Annotated in this window: 16 protein-coding genes; 9 read left to right on the top strand and 7 right to left on the bottom strand. The window is 61.3% G+C overall.

Translation table 11 applies throughout. The features are described 5' to 3' along the window. Positions 1-121: 121 nt before the first annotated feature. The 4 genes from QFZ33_RS20410 to QFZ33_RS20395 all read right to left on the bottom strand — a co-directional run bounded on the left by QFZ33_RS20410 (position 122) and on the right by QFZ33_RS20395 (position 5,255). The gene (locus QFZ33_RS20410; RefSeq protein WP_307027897.1) at positions 122-1,273 is read right to left on the bottom strand and encodes an IS30 family transposase; all 1,152 of its coding nucleotides are present in this window, start codon (positions 1,271-1,273) and stop codon (positions 122-124) included. A gap of 748 nt (positions 1,274-2,021) precedes the next feature. Further along, positions 2,022-3,266 (bottom strand): UDP-N-acetyl-D-mannosamine dehydrogenase, encoded by a 1,245-nt coding sequence (wecC, locus tag QFZ33_RS20405; RefSeq protein WP_307030420.1) that lies wholly within the window; start codon positions 3,264-3,266, stop codon positions 2,022-2,024. 64 nt (positions 3,267-3,330) lie between these two features. Further along, on the bottom strand, positions 3,331-4,479 hold the full coding sequence (wecB, locus tag QFZ33_RS20400) for a non-hydrolyzing UDP-N-acetylglucosamine 2-epimerase (protein WP_307030419.1): 1,149 nt from the start codon (positions 4,477-4,479) through the stop codon (positions 3,331-3,333). A 311-nt stretch (positions 4,480-4,790) separates the two neighbouring features. Then, positions 4,791-5,255 carry an Lrp/AsnC family transcriptional regulator gene (locus QFZ33_RS20395; RefSeq protein WP_307030417.1) on the bottom strand — a complete coding sequence of 155 codons (465 nt, stop codon included), beginning with the start codon at positions 5,253-5,255 and terminating at the stop codon, positions 4,791-4,793. A gap of 160 nt (positions 5,256-5,415) precedes the next feature. Between QFZ33_RS20395 and pdhA the strand changes: the two genes are divergently transcribed. From pdhA to QFZ33_RS20355, 8 genes are all read left to right on the top strand, one after another. Next, complete coding sequence (pdhA, locus tag QFZ33_RS20390; protein ID WP_307030415.1) at positions 5,416-6,690, top strand: pyruvate dehydrogenase (acetyl-transferring) E1 component subunit alpha; 1,275 nt, start codon at positions 5,416-5,418, stop codon at positions 6,688-6,690. Next, positions 6,687-7,799: an alpha-ketoacid dehydrogenase subunit beta gene (locus tag QFZ33_RS20385; RefSeq protein WP_307030413.1), complete on the top strand. Its 1,113-nt coding sequence runs from the start codon at positions 6,687-6,689 to the stop codon at positions 7,797-7,799. Before pdhA ends, QFZ33_RS20385 begins: the two co-directional genes overlap by 4 nt. 3 nt (positions 7,800-7,802) lie before the next feature. Continuing rightward, positions 7,803-9,335, top strand: a complete 1,533-nt coding sequence (locus QFZ33_RS20380; RefSeq protein WP_307030412.1) for a dihydrolipoamide acetyltransferase family protein — start codon at positions 7,803-7,805, stop codon at positions 9,333-9,335. A gap of 329 nt (positions 9,336-9,664) precedes the next feature. Further along, positions 9,665-10,480, top strand: coding sequence for an MBL fold metallo-hydrolase (locus tag QFZ33_RS20375; protein ID WP_307030410.1), 816 nt, complete (start codon positions 9,665-9,667; stop codon positions 10,478-10,480). A 94-nt stretch (positions 10,481-10,574) separates the two neighbouring features. Next, entirely contained in the window at positions 10,575-10,838 is a 264-nt protein-coding gene (locus QFZ33_RS20370; protein ID WP_307030408.1) for a hypothetical protein, read from the top strand. A gap of 427 nt (positions 10,839-11,265) precedes the next feature. Then, on the top strand, positions 11,266-11,418 hold the full coding sequence (locus QFZ33_RS20365; protein ID WP_307030406.1) for a hypothetical protein: 153 nt from the start codon (positions 11,266-11,268) through the stop codon (positions 11,416-11,418). A gap of 266 nt (positions 11,419-11,684) precedes the next feature. After that, positions 11,685-12,926 carry a MinD/ParA family ATP-binding protein gene (locus QFZ33_RS20360; protein ID WP_307030404.1) on the top strand — a complete coding sequence of 414 codons (1,242 nt, stop codon included), beginning with the start codon at positions 11,685-11,687 and terminating at the stop codon, positions 12,924-12,926. A 136-nt stretch (positions 12,927-13,062) separates the two neighbouring features. Beyond that, the gene (locus QFZ33_RS20355; protein ID WP_307030403.1) at positions 13,063-13,683 is read left to right on the top strand and encodes a hypothetical protein; all 621 of its coding nucleotides are present in this window, start codon (positions 13,063-13,065) and stop codon (positions 13,681-13,683) included. Between the two features lie 11 nt (positions 13,684-13,694). On the opposite strand, the gene QFZ33_RS20350 is transcribed toward QFZ33_RS20355, so the two are convergent. Further along, complete coding sequence (locus QFZ33_RS20350; protein ID WP_307030401.1) at positions 13,695-14,540, bottom strand: hypothetical protein; 846 nt, start codon at positions 14,538-14,540, stop codon at positions 13,695-13,697. A 153-nt stretch (positions 14,541-14,693) separates the two neighbouring features. Between QFZ33_RS20350 and QFZ33_RS20345 the strand changes: the two genes are divergently transcribed. Continuing rightward, complete coding sequence (locus QFZ33_RS20345) at positions 14,694-14,885, top strand: hypothetical protein (RefSeq protein ID WP_307030399.1); 192 nt, start codon at positions 14,694-14,696, stop codon at positions 14,883-14,885. A 23-nt stretch (positions 14,886-14,908) separates the two neighbouring features. Here the strand turns inward: QFZ33_RS20345 and QFZ33_RS20340 are convergent, their stop codons facing one another. Beyond that, the gene (locus tag QFZ33_RS20340) at positions 14,909-15,847 is read right to left on the bottom strand and encodes a hypothetical protein (RefSeq protein WP_307030397.1); all 939 of its coding nucleotides are present in this window, start codon (positions 15,845-15,847) and stop codon (positions 14,909-14,911) included. Positions 15,848-16,705: 858 nt separating this feature from the next. Further along, positions 16,706-17,074 carry a hypothetical protein gene (locus QFZ33_RS20335; protein ID WP_307030395.1) on the bottom strand — a complete coding sequence of 123 codons (369 nt, stop codon included), beginning with the start codon at positions 17,072-17,074 and terminating at the stop codon, positions 16,706-16,708. Between the last annotated feature and the right edge of the window lie 13 nt (positions 17,075-17,087).

Here is a 17,087-nt window from a genome sequence, read left to right as displayed (position 1 = left end):
ACCCTCGGCGAGATGCAACCGCCGAATAAGCGCCCAATCGTCCACTGGTATCACCACCCAATCGTTTGGAACGGGTGGCTCAGTCTTCAACCGGGCGGAAGTCAGCGGTCGTTGCAACGGTTTATGAGTCTGTCAGTGGTGAACCCAGTGTAGTCAGGCGCTCGAGGGGGCTCTCCCAGCCTAGAACTTCACGCGGCCGTCGATTGAGTTGATTCGCGACTGAGGCAAGGTGTTCGGCGGTGTGGACGCCCAGATCGGTTCCCTTGGGAAAGTACTGGCGGAGCAGGCCATTAGTGTTCTCGTTCGAGCCGCGTTGCCAGGGGCTGGCGGGATCGCAGAAGTAGACCGGCATGAGAGTCCGCTGCGTGAAGTCCTGGTGGCAGGCCATTTCAGTGCCCTGATCCCAGGTCAGGGAACGACGTAGATGGGCCGGGAGGGCGCTCATCGTTTCTGCCAGCCGGTCGCGCAGATTCTCTGCTCCGCGGTTGCCTGCCAGATGCACGAGGATGATGAAGCGGGTGGTCCGTTCGACCAGTGTGGCAATGGCCGAGCGGCTGCCTTTTCCAATTATTAAATCGCCTTCCCAATGCCCGGGTACTAATCTGCTGGTCACTTCTGCGGGCCTGTCACGGATCATGACCATGTCGGGGAAGCGTTTGGTCCGGTGTTCCTTCCGGCGGCGTGGCCGGCGACCGGTCCGACCGGTCCGCAGTGAGACGGCTGGATTCACCGCCAGATCCAAGCGTCCGCGCCCGTACAGGGCCTGGTAGACGGTCTCAGGCACGACGTGCATTTCCGGTTGTTCCGGGAAGACAGCGCGCAGCCGGTTGCTGATCTGGCGGGGGCTCCAGCGTTGTTCGAGGTGCTCGCGGACGAAGTCCTGCAGCTCCGGGTTGCCGGCGATCTTCCCGCTTCGCTGGCGGCTCCTTCTGCGTTCCGCGCTGCGCTGGGCCGTCCTCGGACGGTAGTTGCCAGAGGGTTTGTGAATGTTGCGTCGAATTTCCCGGCTCACGGTTGATGGACTGCGCCCGAGCTCCATGGCAATGGCACGGATGCTCCGCCGGGCATGCAGCAGGTCCGCGATCGTGATCCGTTCCGACTCGGAGAGAAATCGGGCGGAGATCACGGCTGGCCTCTGATGAGAGATGGGAGCGTACTTCTTGATGTCTCCGGACTTCAGAACGACCGTGTGGCCGTGCCGCCATCGAGTGCCGGAACTACGGCTGATTCCTACGATCCGGCACGCTTCGGAATTGCCTATTCCCTGTTTCATCAGCTGATCATAGTGAGCCCGTGCAGCGTTCTTTGGAGGAGCGCCCCGGGACTTTCGTGGTCTTTTCATCTCTCCCAGCAACTCCTAATCGCTCAGGTGTTGCAACCACCGCTAGACGCCAAGCCGTCACAATGGCTCAGTTTTCGACGTCACCGACACGCCGTGCCTTAGTGAATGGTCCGGGCTGCACTACGCGAGGCCTGCCTGCTGCGGCTGCCTGACATGGACAAACTCAGGCCACGGATGCTGGGCCTCGATGAACACCGGTTCCGGTCCGTGGCTACTTCCAAGAGCCTGAATTATCAACCTGGACGCGATTTTGAGCAGTGAGAGCCAAGGATCGTGGACCTTGACGCCGGCGAGTTCTTGGTCGTCGTTGACGGACGGGATCACACAGGCGCGGAGACCGGCTATTCGCCCCGGCCCTTGCGCTGCTGGCTGGCCGTGCAGGTCATCGCGATCGACCCCACTGCGGCGCTCCGCAATGCTTTAAGCATGTGGCTCTCCGCACCGCTGCCGCGCTCGAGCACTTCCACCTGATCTTCCTGGCCAACCACGCCATGACCGAGACCCGGCAGAACCTGTCCCAGCAGGTCAAGGGCTGACGTGGCCGGGCCGTTGACAAGGCCTAGGCCCACCGACTCCCTGCTATCGTCGTCAGTCAATACTGTACGTCAACGGCAAGGCCCTGAGGCTTCGAGTCGCGAACCAGATTCACCACGTGCCTGAGAGTCTGAGCAGCTACAAGCTACCTCCACACACCTTTTGTGTCGATGACTATCTTTTCGTTCAGTAGGCCTCTGGGAAACCGCTTGGTTTCGCTATGGTCGACCAACAGGACGACTATGTCAGCATCACGAATACCTGAGTGAATATCCCGAAGCTCCACATTGGAGAGTTCGTCGAGTTCTATGGGCAATTCGTTTACGTGTGGTTCAACTGCAAATATCGACGCAGATGGAAGTTTCAGGGCTAGGTCGTAGACAATCTTGCGGGCAGGGGATTCGCGCAGGTCGTCAATATCCGATTTGAAGGCCAGGCCCAAAAGGGCGATGCGTGGCTCATGAAAACGTTCCGCTTTTTCAAGAACACGCCGAGTGACGTAAGCCGGCTTAGCATCATTCACATTTCTCGCGACTCGAATGAGGTTCGCACTCTTAGGCGCTGCGGCAACAATAAACCATGGGTCGACGGCAATGCAGTGTCCTCCTACGCCTGGTCCTGGCTGAAGGATATTGACCCGCGGATGGTGGTTGGCAAGTTCGATAAGCTTCCAGACATCGATGTTGAGTTCATCCGAAATCATGGAGAGTTCGTTGGCAAAAGCAATGTTGACATCCCTGTAGGAATTTTCAACGAGCTTCGCCATCTCCGCTGTGATGGCATCCGTTAAGTGGATGTCTCCCTGGCAGAACCGAGCGTAGAGTTCTTTGGCCTTTTCTGCCGCTTCGGGAGTGAGTCCGCCAACAATTCTGTCGTTGGTCACCATCTCTATCATTATTCGACCCGGTAGGACTCGCTCCGGGCAGTGGGCCACGTAGATTGAATTTGTTAGGTCCGCGTTCAACGTCAGGTCCGGCCGCAGGCTGATGATCAATTCGCCCATCATCTGCGTCGTTCCCGGCGGTGAGGTGGACTCGAGAACAATCAGTTCTCCACCGCTGAGCTTGGGCGCAATGGCTCTAGCTGCTGCTCTGACATACGTCAGGTCAGCTTGAAGGTCTTCGCCGAACGGCGTGGGAACGGCCACAATGAAGGCATCTGCGGACGGCGCTTCGGTAGTGGCCCGGAGTCTTCCCTGTTGAACCGCGCCCGCCACGTGAACTTCTAAATCTGGTTCCACAAACGGAACGTCACCGCGGTTTACGGCGTCTATCGTGTCTGCATTAACGTCGATGCCAGTGACGTCAAGTCCGTGGGTTGCGAGAATCGCTGCCGTGGGTAGACCTATATACCCCAGGCCAACCACTGCTACTGATTGAATTGTAGTCATTCTTTAAGTCTCTTTCTCGAGATCTGTGTGTTTTTCGCTCGATTCGGGCAGAAGCGGTGGAACATTAGATGGCTTCCTCAAAATCTGACATGCGTTTACCGAATCCGAATAGCTGGGAGATGGCGGCAACGGTACGATCTGCGGCGAGTCCATCCCCGTAAGGATTGACGGCGTTCGCCATGAGTGCATAGGCCGCTGGATCGTTTAGTAGACGCCGTACTTCCTCAACTATTCTTGCTGTCTCAGTCCCGACAAGCTTTACAGTGCCAGCAGTCACAGCCTCGGGGCGTTCGGTGTTTTCGCGCATGACGAGCACGGGTTTTCCGAGGCTCGGGGCCTCTTCCTGCACTCCTCCTGAGTCCGTGAGGACTACGGTGGACAGAGACATCAAGCGCGTAAATTCCCCGTAACTGAGCGGCTCTGTGACAATGACATTGCCCAGCCCCTCCAACGGAGGCAGTACAGCTTCTCGAACAACCGGGTTCTTGTGGACCGGTAGAACGACAGAAACTTCGGGTTCCGTCTTTGCGATTTCCGCAATTGCGCGCCCGACGCCTCTCATAGCCTCGCCTTGGTTCTCACGTCGGTGAGTGGTTACGAGGAGTACTCTTCGCCCTGACTCTGACAGTTCTTCAAGCCGGGGGTCGTCGAAGCTGACATTCTTAGTTCGCGTGGCTAGAAGGGCATCGATGACAGTGTTGCCAGTCACCACGATGTCTGAAGCATGAATACCTTCACGAAGAAGGTTGGCTCGACTGATTGTTGTGGGAGCTAGGTGCAGTTTTGCAATCTGCGAGGTCAGCTTCCTGTTGCCCTCTTCCGGATATGGAGACAATAAGTCCCCGCTCCGAAGGCCGGCTTCCGCATGTATGACCGGAATGCCGTTATTGAAGGCTGCGATGGCGCCGGCAGTCGAAGTTGTAGTGTCGCCCTGAACGACAACGGCATCTGGCCGATGAAGTGCGAGAACTTGCTCCATGCCTTCTAGCGTTCGCGCCATGATGCCGTTCAACGACTGATTCCGCTGGTGTATGTTCAAGTCAACGTCAGGTATAATTCCGAAAAGTTTGTTTACTTGATCGAGCATCGCTCGGTGTTGGCCTGTGACGGCAACGACACAATTGAAGTCGGCGGTCGACTGCAGCGCACTGACAATCGGCGCCATCTTGATGGCTTCTGGCCGGGTGCCATAAATAGGCATAATTGTTAGCATGTTTTCCCCCTGGGCTGCTCGTGTCTACCAATCGCCAAGTTTACCAACGCGGTGTCGCAACTGAGCCATTGTGAATGATTCGGCAGTGAGCGTGAACGAGAAGGCTGCAGTCCGGGACGTATCGTGCTGGGGCCTGCCGATCCTGAATGGTGCCGAGAGGATCGGACGCGCACGGCCCTGAGCCTTCTATCGCGGTGAGTTCCCGAAATGTGAACGGATCACCCTTGACAGGGCGGAAGGTGCTTACGCCGGTCCGGGTTCTATGGGTTTGCGGTGGGACCGGTGCATTCACATGCTCTTATTGGTTGCTCTCAGCGTGTGTCCATATCCTCAAACACCAAAAAAGTCTGCGTATCCAATACTCCGGGCATGGACTGCAGCTGATCGAAGATCACTCGCCGGAGGTCCACGTTGTCAATGGCCCGAACGAGCAGGATGACGTCAAAGTCCCCGCCCACCAAGGCAATGTGATAGACCTCCGGGATAGCCCGCAACTGTTCTCGCAGTTCCCGCCACGAATGCTGCCGCACTTTCAGCGTCACGTAAGCCGACGACTTAAACCCGGCCTTGATCGGGTCAACCAGCGCCGTGAACTTCGTCAGTACGCCTTCGCCGGTCAGCCGAGTAATCCTCGTGTAGGCATGCGCGCGCGAGATGTGCACATTCTCCGCCACTTGCGTCACCGACATCCTGCCGTCCTTTGTCAGCTCCGCAATGATGCTTCGGTCCACATCGTCCAACGGCACAGTGGCGTGCTCCGCATTGATTTCCGCCATTTTGTCTACGACCCCCGCCGGTTATCTTGCTCACACTGACGATTTGTCTTTCAGAATAGGGGAGGAGGACGTGTTTCTCCATGGTTTTTGCTGATGCTGGATACGAAACATCATTCCGGACCATACTGAAAGCGAATAGTGGCTAGAAAAGGATGGGCCAATGACGATCTCCGCAGACCACACGGCACCTCAACAAGAGACTCCGAGCTACACGACGCAGAGCCAGCCCGGGCAGGACGACGCCGAGGATCTACGGCTGGCCGGCGCCGCGGCAGAGGCCCTGCGCAAGTTTGGCATCACGGCAGAGGACTACATGCTTCCGGCCCGCCACCAGATCCAGATGGTGGACCAGGACGGCAACCTGAAACACAACTCCGAGCAGGGCGCCGAACCGGGCCACGAGTATCCGCTCCCTGGCGACGAGGAACTGCTGGCCGCCTATCAACAGCTCGTTGTCGGCCGGCGGGTCAATGACCAGAACTCTGCGTTGGTCCGTCAGGGCCGCATGGCTGTCTACCCCTCTAGCCACGGCCAGGAGGCGTGTCAGGTGGCCGCCGCACTCTGCCTCGCTGGGGGCGACTGGATGTTCCCCACCTACCGCGACGCTGTCGCCGTCATGGCCCGCGGTGTGGACCCCATCGAGGCCATGACGATCTTCCGCGGCGACTGGCACGGGGGATACGACCCTCTCAAGCACAAGGTCGGCATCCAGTGCACACCACTCACCACCCAGCTGCTTCACGCAGTCGGCGTCGCGCACGCAGCCAAACTGCGCGGCGAAGACACGGTGGTCCTGGCCATGTGCGGTGACGGCGCCACCAGCGAGGGCGACTTCCACGAGGCACTGAACTTCGCCGCAGTCTTCCACTTGCCTGTCGTCTTCTTCGTGCAAAACAACCAGTACGCCATCTCCGTGCCGCTGGCCCACCAGTCCGTCGCTCCGTCGCTCGCGCACAAGGCCGTCGGCTACGGCATGGCCGGCGAACGTGTGGACGGCAACGACGTCGTCGCCCTCCTCGCCGTGCTTGACCGCGCCGTCAAGCTTGCCCGCGAAGGGTCGGGCCCGCTCCTGGTCGAGGCGCACACGTACCGCATGCAGGCCCATACCAACGCCGACGACGCGACCCGCTATCGTCAGGACAGTGAGGTTGCCCAGTGGGTCGCCCGAGATCCGCTCACGAGGATGAGAAAGTACCTCACTGACAAGGGTCTGCTGGACGACGGCGGCGACGCCCGGATTGCCGAAAAGGCAGAGGCAGTTGCCGCGCAGCTCCGTACCGGCCTCGGCGAGGACGTCCCCGTCGATCCCCAGGACCTGTTCAAATATGTCTTCGCGACGCGGACGCCGCAGCTCGTTCAGCAGTCTGCCCTGCTCGCCGACGAGCTGGCCCGTGATGCTGCCGGCGCAATTTCCGAAGAGGAGGCCAAGAAATGAGCCCTACTATCACCACTTCCTCCGAGGCCAACGGCAACGTAAGCGCGGCCACCGCGCGGGCTGCTGCTTCCGCTGCGGCAAGCGCCGAGGATGCCGGACCGCAGCCGGTCACCATGGCCAAGGCGCTGAACACTGCGATGGTGGACGCCATGCGCGCCGAGGACTCCGTCCTGGTCTTCGGTGAGGATGTCGGCATGCTGGGTGGTGTCTTCCGCATCACCGACGGGCTCGTGAAGAGCTTCGGTGAACAGCGCTGCTTCGACACGCCCCTGGCTGAGTCGGGCATCGTGGGCATGGCCGTGGGGATGGCCATCAATGGCATGCGGCCGGTCATCGAGATGCAGTTCGACGCCTTTGCGTACCCGGCTTTCGAGCAGATCGTCAGCCACGTGGCCAAGATGCACAATCGCACCAAGGGCCGGGTGAAGCTGCCGATGGTTATTCGTATTCCCTACGCCGGAGGCATCGGGGGGGTGGAACACCACTGCGACTCCTCCGAGTCCTACTATGCCCACACTGCCGGGCTGAAGGTCTACACGCCAGCCACGGTGGCCGACGCCTACCGCATGCTCCGGGAAGCCATCGACTCGGATGACCCCGTGATGTTCATGGAGCCCAAGAAGCTTTACTGGTCCAAGGACCTGGTGGACCTCGACGCACTGCGCGAGGAGTACGACGCAAAGGCCGTCGGGTCTAACGCCACCGAGGGCCACGCCGCCATCGCCCGCTCCGGCACGGACGCGACGCTGATCGCCTACGGTCCCTGCGTCCCGACGGCCCTCGCCGCGGCCGCCGCAGCCGCCGAGGAGGGACGCTCGCTAGAAGTCATCGACATCCGCACCATCGTGCCGTTCGACGACGAGACCGTCTCCGCGTCCGTCCGGAAGACCGGCCGAGCTGTTGTCATCGCGGAGGCACACGGCTTTGCGTCCGTGTCCTCGGAGATCGTGGCCCGCATTCAGGAGCGCTGCTTCCACTACCTTGCCGCACCGATCCGCCGCGTCACGGGCTTCGACGTTCCGTACCCGGCACCGAAGCTCGAGCACTACTACCTGCCCGGCGTGGACCGCATCCTCGAGGCCGTTGACAACCTCCAGTGGGAAGACTGATCGATGACGGAAACGAAAGTATTTCTCCTGCCGGATTTGGGCGAAGGCCTGACCGAAGCCGAGCTCGTTAACTGGCTCGTGGCCGTAGGTGACGAGATCCGTGTAGACCAGCCGATCGCCGAGGTGGAGACTGCCAAATCGGTAGTGGAAGTCCCGTCCCCATACGCCGGCACGGTCGCTGAACTGCATGGCGCGCCGGGCCAGACCCTGGACGTCGGCAAGCCACTCATCTCAGTTTCTCCGCTGGCATCGCTGGTTGAACCTGTCGAAATCAATATCGCGGAAACCGAAAACCCGCTTGTTGAGCCTGACGAAACCAAAAGGACAGCAGCCGAAACCTACCGCACCGAAGAAAGGGCAGGCTCCGGCAACCTCCTCATTGGGTATGGAACGCCGGGTGTCACTGCAACCGTCCGCCGGACCCGTCCGCGGCGGTCCACTCCGCCGGTCGAGCTTGTCGAGACCCAGCCTGTCGAAACCAAGTCTGTCGAAGCCAAGAACGAGGCCGAAACCAAACTGACAACTCCCGCAGACGATGCCTTCCTCCTGCGCACTCGAGTCCCCGGCAAGCTCGGTGCTGTTATTTCTCCACTCGTCCGCCGGATGGCTAAGGAGCATGGTGTGGACCTCGGCCACATGCAGGGGTCTGGAGAGAGCGGCCTAATTATGCGCCGCGACGTCGAAGCCGCCATAAAGTCCCCGGTGGTTGAGCCTGTCGAAGCGCAGCCTCCCGAGACCGAACTGCGTGCGCTGGTTGAGCCCGTCGACACGGTCTCGACAAGCTCGACCAGCGCGAACGTCGATCCCCGCACTGGGCTGGGGATCATCAGCTGGACGCCCGTCCGGGGTGTCCGCAAAGCGGTGGCGGCGAACATGTCGCGCAGTCGCTCCGAGATCCCAGAAGCTACGGTCTGGGTAGACGTCGACGCCACGGCCCTGATCGACCTGCGCGCGGGACTCAAGAAGGCCGACCCGCACCACACCCCAGGGTTGCTCGCCTTCTTCGCCCGCTTTGTTACAGCAGGTTTGAAGAAGTATCCGGAGCTGAACACGCGCTTCGTCAGCAGGGAGGACGCCTCCGGCGGGGAGTCCCAGGAGATCCTGGCGTTTGATGGGGTGAACCTAGGGTTCGCCGCTCAAACGGACCGGGGGTTGGTGGTCCCTTCGATCCGCAACGCTGAGAAACTGAGTGCCAGCAAACTCGACGAAGAAATTAAGCGGCTGACCGCCGTCGTGCGCGAGGGCAAGGCGACCCCAACCGAACTGGGCAGCGGAACCTTCACGCTTAATAACTATGGCGTGTTTGGCGTGGATGGTTCTGCGGCAATCATTAATTATCCGGAGGTGGCTATCCTCGGCATTGGCAGGATTATCGACAAGCCGTGGGTCGTCGAAGGCGAACTTGCCGTTCGCAAAGTCACTGAGCTGACGCTGACCTTTGACCACCGGGTCTGCGATGGCGGTACGGCCGCCGGATTCCTTCGTTATGTTGCGGATGCGATCGAGTCCCCAACTTCACTACTGGCCGATTTGTAGCATGGAATGCGTCGGCATTCAGGTGACCACGCGTCTCACAGCGTTGTGTCTGAGTGGTCGCTGCACCTTACGAGAGCCTCGTGCCCTTCCGTCATCCTTGTATGACGTGACGTGGTTGGTGATCGTGTTGCAGGTCTCGCAGAAGTGCTTCTGTTGTTTAGTCCCCATGGCCAGATCATACCTAGCTCGGTGTTTCGAATGAGTGAATTTGCGGCCACGCGCTGGGTCCCTCTGGTCTGGCGCTATAGCGCTTCCCTGATAATCCCAAGCTAGATGAGTACAATCGAGGCCAGAAGATCGCAGATGCTCCGCAGATTTTTGGAGAAACAATGTCACGATGGCTCGACGTCGGCGCGGACAACTATGTGCTGGTGACTGAAGGTTCAAAGCTCAACACTGGCCTGATCGTAGGAACCGAACGGGCTATGGTGATCGACACCGGATGCGGACCGAGGCAAGGCAAGGAGATCTTGGACGCCGTGCGGGAGAAGACCCCGCTGCCGCTCGTGGTGGTAAACACCCACGCACACTACGACCACTTCTTCGGCAACGCGGTCTTCGCCGAGGCTGGCGTCGAGGAGTTCTGGGCGCACGAGAACTGCGCCGAGGAGATCGGTGAAGACGGCGACGCCCAACGCAGCGAGGTCACCGAGACCGAACCGGAAATGGCCGTCGGCGTCGGTGAGAACGTGGAGATCGTGGTCCCCAATGCGATTGTTCGCGACCAGCCCGTACTCGTGGACCTTGGTGGTCAGACTGTAACGCTGTTCCACCTGGGCCGCGGCCATACAGACGGTGACCTCCTGGTGGGTACCACCACCACCCTGTTCGCCGGCGACCTCGTGGAACAGGGCTCGCACCCGTCCTTCGAAGCTTCGTACCCGGAGGAGTGGGCCGACGCGCTCCGGCACCTCTCGGCTCTCCGGCACCGCTACGAGTTCCTAGTCCCGGGGCACGGCGAACCCTGCAGCGACCGGTTCGTCAAGACCATGGCCGACACGATGACCACCGCTGTGCGTCAGGCCCGGCAGTCGATCCGTGACACGCCCGCTGATGCCACCAAGGCCATCCCCGTGCTGCCGTACGGCCCGGAGCAGTCGCGCTGGTTCATCAAACGGTTACAAGAAACCCGCTCGCAGCATTGAACCAAGTACTCGCTGCTGTCCGGGTATCGGACGCAGGGAAACACAGGTATTTACTACGCTGGGAGTGTGACCTGCGCCACTTTAGGTTTGGGTCATGAATACCGGAATCAGCGCGGTCATCGGCCGTTTCATTGATACACACATCGTGGCCGATGACCCGTTCCCCGAGCGTTCCTGGCTCGACCTGCAGGACATGCCGCGTGCGCAGGAGCCCACTAGGGTCGCAGTGTCCGGTCTGCCCGTAGAGCCGCTGTCGCCGCTTCCCGGGCGTCACTCGGGGCAGGGCCGGCGCCCGCAGCGGCTGCGGCGGAGATTGCACCACCACAACGCAGCCACTGATGGCGGCGACGGCATCTAGGCCTATTTAGGTGGGAAGCACTACATCTTGATCAAACCTTGATCTTTGCTTGCGCTTTCCTTGAGTTTCCGTCCGTAGCGTCTCTGCCATGGGATTCCGTGGGGGAGGCCGACACGGTCGGGAATCGCGGCGCGAAGTACGCCGCCGTCAGCTTCGCGCACTGTCATTCGTCGGGCTGGCGGTTCTGGCAGTGGCGACTGCGGTGGTGGTGACGCTGGCCCTCCGGCGCTAGGGGCAGAGGCATGAAGCGCAATAGATGAATAGTGGTTGCACCAATGGGCGTGTCCAATTGGACAGCGCCCTTAAGTGCTAAGTAGGCTGGCGAACGACCCGAAAATGGGGGGTCCATTCCCAGCCACTTTGTCGCACCCTGAGCCTGGTCGCTCTGGTTGTGTCGAAGGAGCTGCCGCTTACGGAGGTCTCAACCGTGGCTGTCACCGATTTCGTTCTCGCGCTGTCCGGCTTGCTGGGCAGCCTGTTGATTCCGTTCGCCGGGCTCTACTGGATGCTCCGGCTCAAGCGCAGGGCAGTTGCCGTTGCCCCGGCGGCAGCCTCTTCCGTTCCGGGTGGGCGGAAATAGCCGTGCCGTACGTCGACATCAACCCGCACCGCAGTCGACCCAAATGGTGGGGCTACCTGGCGTTGGGCATTCTGCTAACGATCACTGCCGCTGTTGTTGTGGCAGCCCTCATTCACAGCTGAGAAACCGTGTCTTCTGGCGCCGCGACGAACGCCCTAGCTAGGTCGCTGATCAATAGGTACTTTGCCAGCGCCTAGAATGGCTATTTGAACGAGACCAATCGACCACCGCAGCGGGACGCCGCTGCGAGCCCGGGGGGAACGACCATGCCCAAGCCAGCGGACAACCGATTAGCCGAGGCCAGCCCCGACGAGGAGCAGCCCGAGCTCCGCCGCCGCTTCCGCCGCCGCAATGACGACGGCTCCGACGCCTGGACAGGAACCTTTCCCGCCGTGACACCTGAGCCCACCGCACCACCCCGTCCTGTCCGCAGTTCCTCTTGGGCGGAAGCTGCCGCGGCAGCCGACGCTCTCTCCGACACCCCTCCCGCCCCGACGGCTCCGCCGACGCCGGCCCGCCAGCCTGCGGGAGCACCGCCGTCGAACGTACCGGAAAGCCTCCCGGAGCCTGAGGTGCCGGTTGCGGACGCCACCGCATTGCCGACGTCGTTTGTCCGCCAGCAGAAGCCGCGCCCGAAGAAGGGCTTCCGGGGCTTCCTGTACCGGGCGACCGGCGGCGCCTGGAACCTCGGCCCGAGCGCTCTGGAACGCGAGGAAGATGAGGTGGCCCGCCGGATCTCTCGGCAGCTGCAGGGCAGTTTCAACACCGCTGTGCTCAGCCTGAAGGGTGGGATCGGCAAGACGTCCACCACTGTTGGGGTCGGCCTCACTTTGGCCGAGTTCCGTGGGGACCCGCCTTGCGCCATCGACGCGAACCCGGACTCCGGCGACCTCGTGGAGCGCGCCCTCGGGGAGGGCATCTACCAGAAGGCCACGCCCCGGACGATTACGGACCTACTCAAGAACATCGACTCGGTCGACTCGTTGACTGAGTTGTCGCGCTACATGCACCACTCCGGTCGGCTGCACCTCATCGCTGGTGAGCAGGACCCCGAGGTGTCTGACTCGCTGACCGCCGAGGAATACTTGAGGATCCGCAAGCTCATCTCCAGCTACTACTCCGTGGCGCTGACGGACTGCGGCACCGGCGTGACGCACAATGCGATGAGTGGGATCCTGCAGTCCGCAGATAACTTGATCATCGCCGCCGGCTACGCGGTGAGTGGTGCGAAGCGCGCACGCAGCACCCTGCAGTGGCTGGCCGGCCACGGCTATGAGGACCTGGCGCGCAACGCAATCGTGGTGATCACGGACAAGGACGAGGTGTCCAACCGGGTGGACAAGGACGCGATCGAAGAGCACCTCGCCGGGATGTGCCGCGAGCTCATCGCCGTGCCGCACGACAGGGGAGTGGCTGACGGCGACCTGGTGACCCTCGATCACCTGAAGCCGGAGACGCGGCGGGCTTATAAGGAGATCGCTGCTGCGATCGTGGATGGGTATCGGTAGGTCGGTCTCACGCGAAAGCCAATGGCTCCTGAGGTGTGACCCCGCCCCCAAGAACGATGAGGGAGCATAACCGGATTTATCCGACCCTCTGCTAGACGACAGTCCCGGCAGCTTCTTTGGCCCGTAAACTTCATCGGTGCGAATAATCTGGACGATCACCATCCTCACGGCCGTCGCTGTCGGCTTCCTCCTCTGCTACCTAATCCAAGCCTTCGTGGGTGCCGCTGCGCACCCTGATTCCTCACTGCTGGTCAAGGACTGGCTGACAGCCTCACTGTCGATCGCTGCCGTCCTTATTGCGTCCGGCGCCCTGTTCTTCAATTGGCTGAAAGCCAAGCAAGAAAACTTCCTGAATATCCACGACAAGCTGGTCGACGTCGAGGTGCAGGAGGGCCGGCGCCTGCTGCACAACGAGATCGAAAACGAGGACGACCCCGCACGTCTAATGCGTGAGGATGCAACGAAATACGACAAGATCAACCGGGCCCTGGCCTTGTACGACGTCCTCGGGCTCTATGTCAGCAAGAGATACGTGTTCAAGGACTGGGTATTGGACGAATGGGGCCCGGCCTTGGTCAGGGCACGTCCTCACGCCCGGCACTTCATCGCGCACAGGGACAAGCAGGGCGGCGGGCCTAGCTGGCCTAACTTCGCCGCACTCAGCCTGGCAGCGGTAGTCCGCCAGCAAAAGCGGCCTGCCTTTCAAAAGGGGAGAGAGCCCCGCATCTGCGAAAAGTGCGGGGCCTCCCACTACTAGCTGTCTGACCCCTATGGGGTGGCCGGCGTGGCGCTCAATGTTCCGTCGTCAGCGACCGTGATCCGGAAGCGGGTGCCGTTGGGTGATTTGAGGATTAGGCCTTGCCCGGGAACGTTGTTCTCGTACTCGCCGTTGGGGTTGATGCCGGACACTTCGCCAGTCGCGTTCTTGAAGGAAGCGGTCTTCCCTGTACCGCGGTTGTCCACGCGGAGGACTTCGCCGCCTGCCGGGCCTGTCTTGACGACTTCCAGCCCTACTGTGTTGGCCGGCGTCTGGACTGACAGCGGTTTGGTGACCGCGTTATAGATGAGGATGCCCTTCGCGCCGGACGGCGGAGCGCCTTCCGTGCGAAACTGAAGATCCTTGGTTACCCGCAGGGTAGCGGTGCCGTGGTCCCGCAGCAAGAAGTAATCCCCGGTCCCATCGGAGCCGGGGTTGATCACGTTGTTTTGCGTGTTGTGGATTTCCACCATGGGTTTACTCCCGGTGTTATCGAGGTGAACCGCTGGGCCAACACTCGAATACTGGTGGATGACTAGGGCACGTTCCGCGCCGGGGAAGTTATGGATGTCCAAGCCGTAGGTTTGTCCTGGCGATTTGGTGTTTCCCGCGCCCGTTCCCCAGTGGTCGATGTTGAACACGGACCCCTTGGCGTCTTTGGTGTCGCTGAAGTTGATGCGCCGCCACACGATCTGATAGCTGTCAGCAGCGTCCCGGTTGGCTAGGACGTACGTGTCCGGCGTGTCCGCTGCTGCGGCTTTTTGAGGCATCGCAAGCGCGGAGATGGCGGCAGCTACTGCCGCCGCCATGCCCATCCGGACGAGCCCCCGCCGGCCTGTACCAGGCTCATTGCCCATATCTATTTGCGCATCATGCGCGTCCCCATGCACTGACATTGGTCCCCCAGTCTGGTCACAAAATTAACCAGACTGTACCAACAGTTAACTGCGCCGGAACAATTAATGCTCGGCCGTGCTGTCGTCGCTTTCCGACTGCTTAGCAATGAGTCGTTGAGTGACGATCTGCTCTCCGATGACCCGGCAGGCTTCTGCGTAGGCTTCTTCAAGGGTTACTTGCATTTGTATATGTTCCCGTCCTTGTCGGTGCTGATCATGATCCCATCGCGGGGCTTTGGCACGTTGTCGATCGTTAATCCAGATTCACCGAAGTACCCGTCCAGCCTGAAGCTGATTTCTCCGTGACCGTTCTCGATTTCCAAATCCACCTACTTAGCCACCCATCCTGTGTTGCCGGTACCGGTTTCCTTGATGTAGAGCGAGGTCGCTGCGCCGCCGTCCGAGCGGAGGTACACGGATCCCACCGGAGCCGAACGTGCGCCTTCGGGCGAGCCGGTGCCGGCGATGATGTTGACAGATACGCCGTTGATGACGGTGATTCCACCGACTGCGGAGACGGTGAACTTCTGCGCCGACGCGTCACGGAGTTGCAGGGAATCGCCGGTGCCCTTGTTGACGATCTGCTGGACCGCGCCCGCGCCCGTTCCGTTCTTGGTGACGGTGAGGGTGACGCCACTGTCTGCGGCGGTCGAGAAGCTGGGTCCGTAGTCGTAGCCCTGGATGAGGCTGGTGAACACGCCCGCGTTAGATGCGGTGTTCGCGTCGATCTGCAGGGCCTTCCCCGCGCCGGTCTGTGCGATGTAGACACCGATCCCGGTCCCGGAGTTGTTGACCTTGAGCCCGTTCCCGCTCCCCGTCCCGGCCTTGGTGATGTCCATCGTGTCGCCGTTGTAGCCGCTGGCAGTCTGGACGCTGAGCGCCTTAGCCGCCGTGTGCAGGAACGTGGGCACCTTCGTGCCGCCGAGCCGGAACACAAGGTCTTTGTCGATGCGGAACACGGCAGTGCCGTGGTCGCGGAGCAGGATGAAGTCGCCTGTTCCGTCAGAGCCGGGATTCAGGACGAGGTTCTGTGTGTTGTGGATCTCCACCATCGGCTGTGTGCCAGTGTTGTCCAGGGCAATCGCCCGCGCCAGGGATGAATACTGATGGATCACAAGGGCGGACTGTGAACCTGGGTAGTTGTGAATGTCCAGTCCATACGTCTGCCCCGGAGACGCGGTGTTCCCGGTGCCGTCGCCATAGTGGTTCACGTTGACGACAGAGCCCTTGGCGGCTGCGGTGTCCCCGAAGTTGAGACGCTGCGTCACGCCCTTGAACGTGTCCCCGGCGTCCTTCTGTGACGGAATCCCGGTTGCCGCAACCCCCGTTGCAATCGTGGCAGTAACTGCCAGGTTCGGCCCCGAAGGAGGGCCGGTATACCTACCCGCTAACCGAATCGTCCTTGGACGAATGGCGCCGGCAGCCGGGCACGATGGGACGGGAGCGATAATCGCCGACATGCTCGTGGTCCCGTACCAGCGCCTGCGACGTCGGGTCTTGACAAGTACCCCCTCGTTCCATTCTTCCTCCTATTGTCCGGTTTTGTGTGCTCTGCCCATGAATTCGGGCACTTCCATTGGCAATTAACTGCTCATCCTTTCGCCGCAAGGTAAATCCAAGGACTCCCACCTAGCGTCGGGACATGGGGAACCCGAATCGTGACCGCTTTCAGCGGTGCCGGGCACAGAAGCGCCGACTGCAGGCCCTTTCCCACGCGGGGCTGGGAACCCTGGCCGCGGTGACGGCTGCCGTCGTTTGGATGGCACTTACACGCTGACGGCACCTGCCCACTGGAACGCGATGCGAACCCGGAGTATGGTGACCGCTCCGGGAACTCGACGACCGTGGGCTCATCCGGCGCCTCCTCGCTGGCCGCGAAGATCGTCACAGCCAAGGGGCCCCGTGCGGCTTGGCCCTCGCCGTGACCGTGCCGGATCGAGCCTCGTCGAGGACACTTGCCACCTTCGCGGAAACGGCCGCAAGCGTCCGCGCTTCAAGGTCCCGCCGGCGATCATCCAGAATCTGTACCGTTACGCCGCGTTCCCGCGCTTGCAGGCCGCCTCCAGAACCTCCCCGGGGGCAAGAATCCGCCCGCGGATTTCGTCCCTGAAGCGGGCCTCGATGAGCTACAGTTCCCGGTGCTCGTCCTCGGTGATCGTGTGAGCAGGGTCTGAAATCCGGGCCAGCGCCGGCCCTGCGACCTTCCGCACGTGCTCCAGCCACTGGGTCCGGGCAACGTTCAGGGCCTGTTCGGCGGCGTGCCAATCGGCAGCGGCACGGGCGTCGCTGCGGTACTGGGTCAGTTTGCGGTCGTTCGTGCGCAGCAGATGCACGATGTCGGCGCTTACCAGCACCCAGTCCACGGTGGCGATGTTCAGCATCGGCCCGCCCACCAGCCCCATCTTGGTCCCCGACGCCCACACCGTAACCAACGCGGCGGACAGCAGCACGCCGATCCGCGAGAGCAGAACCCGGCCGCGGATGTTGACCACCACCAGCACCGTGTAG

Source organism: Arthrobacter globiformis (assembly GCF_030815865.1).
Lineage (GTDB): Bacteria > Actinomycetota > Actinomycetes > Actinomycetales > Micrococcaceae > Arthrobacter > Arthrobacter globiformis_B.
This window is presented reverse-complemented; position numbering and strand designations above follow the sequence as displayed.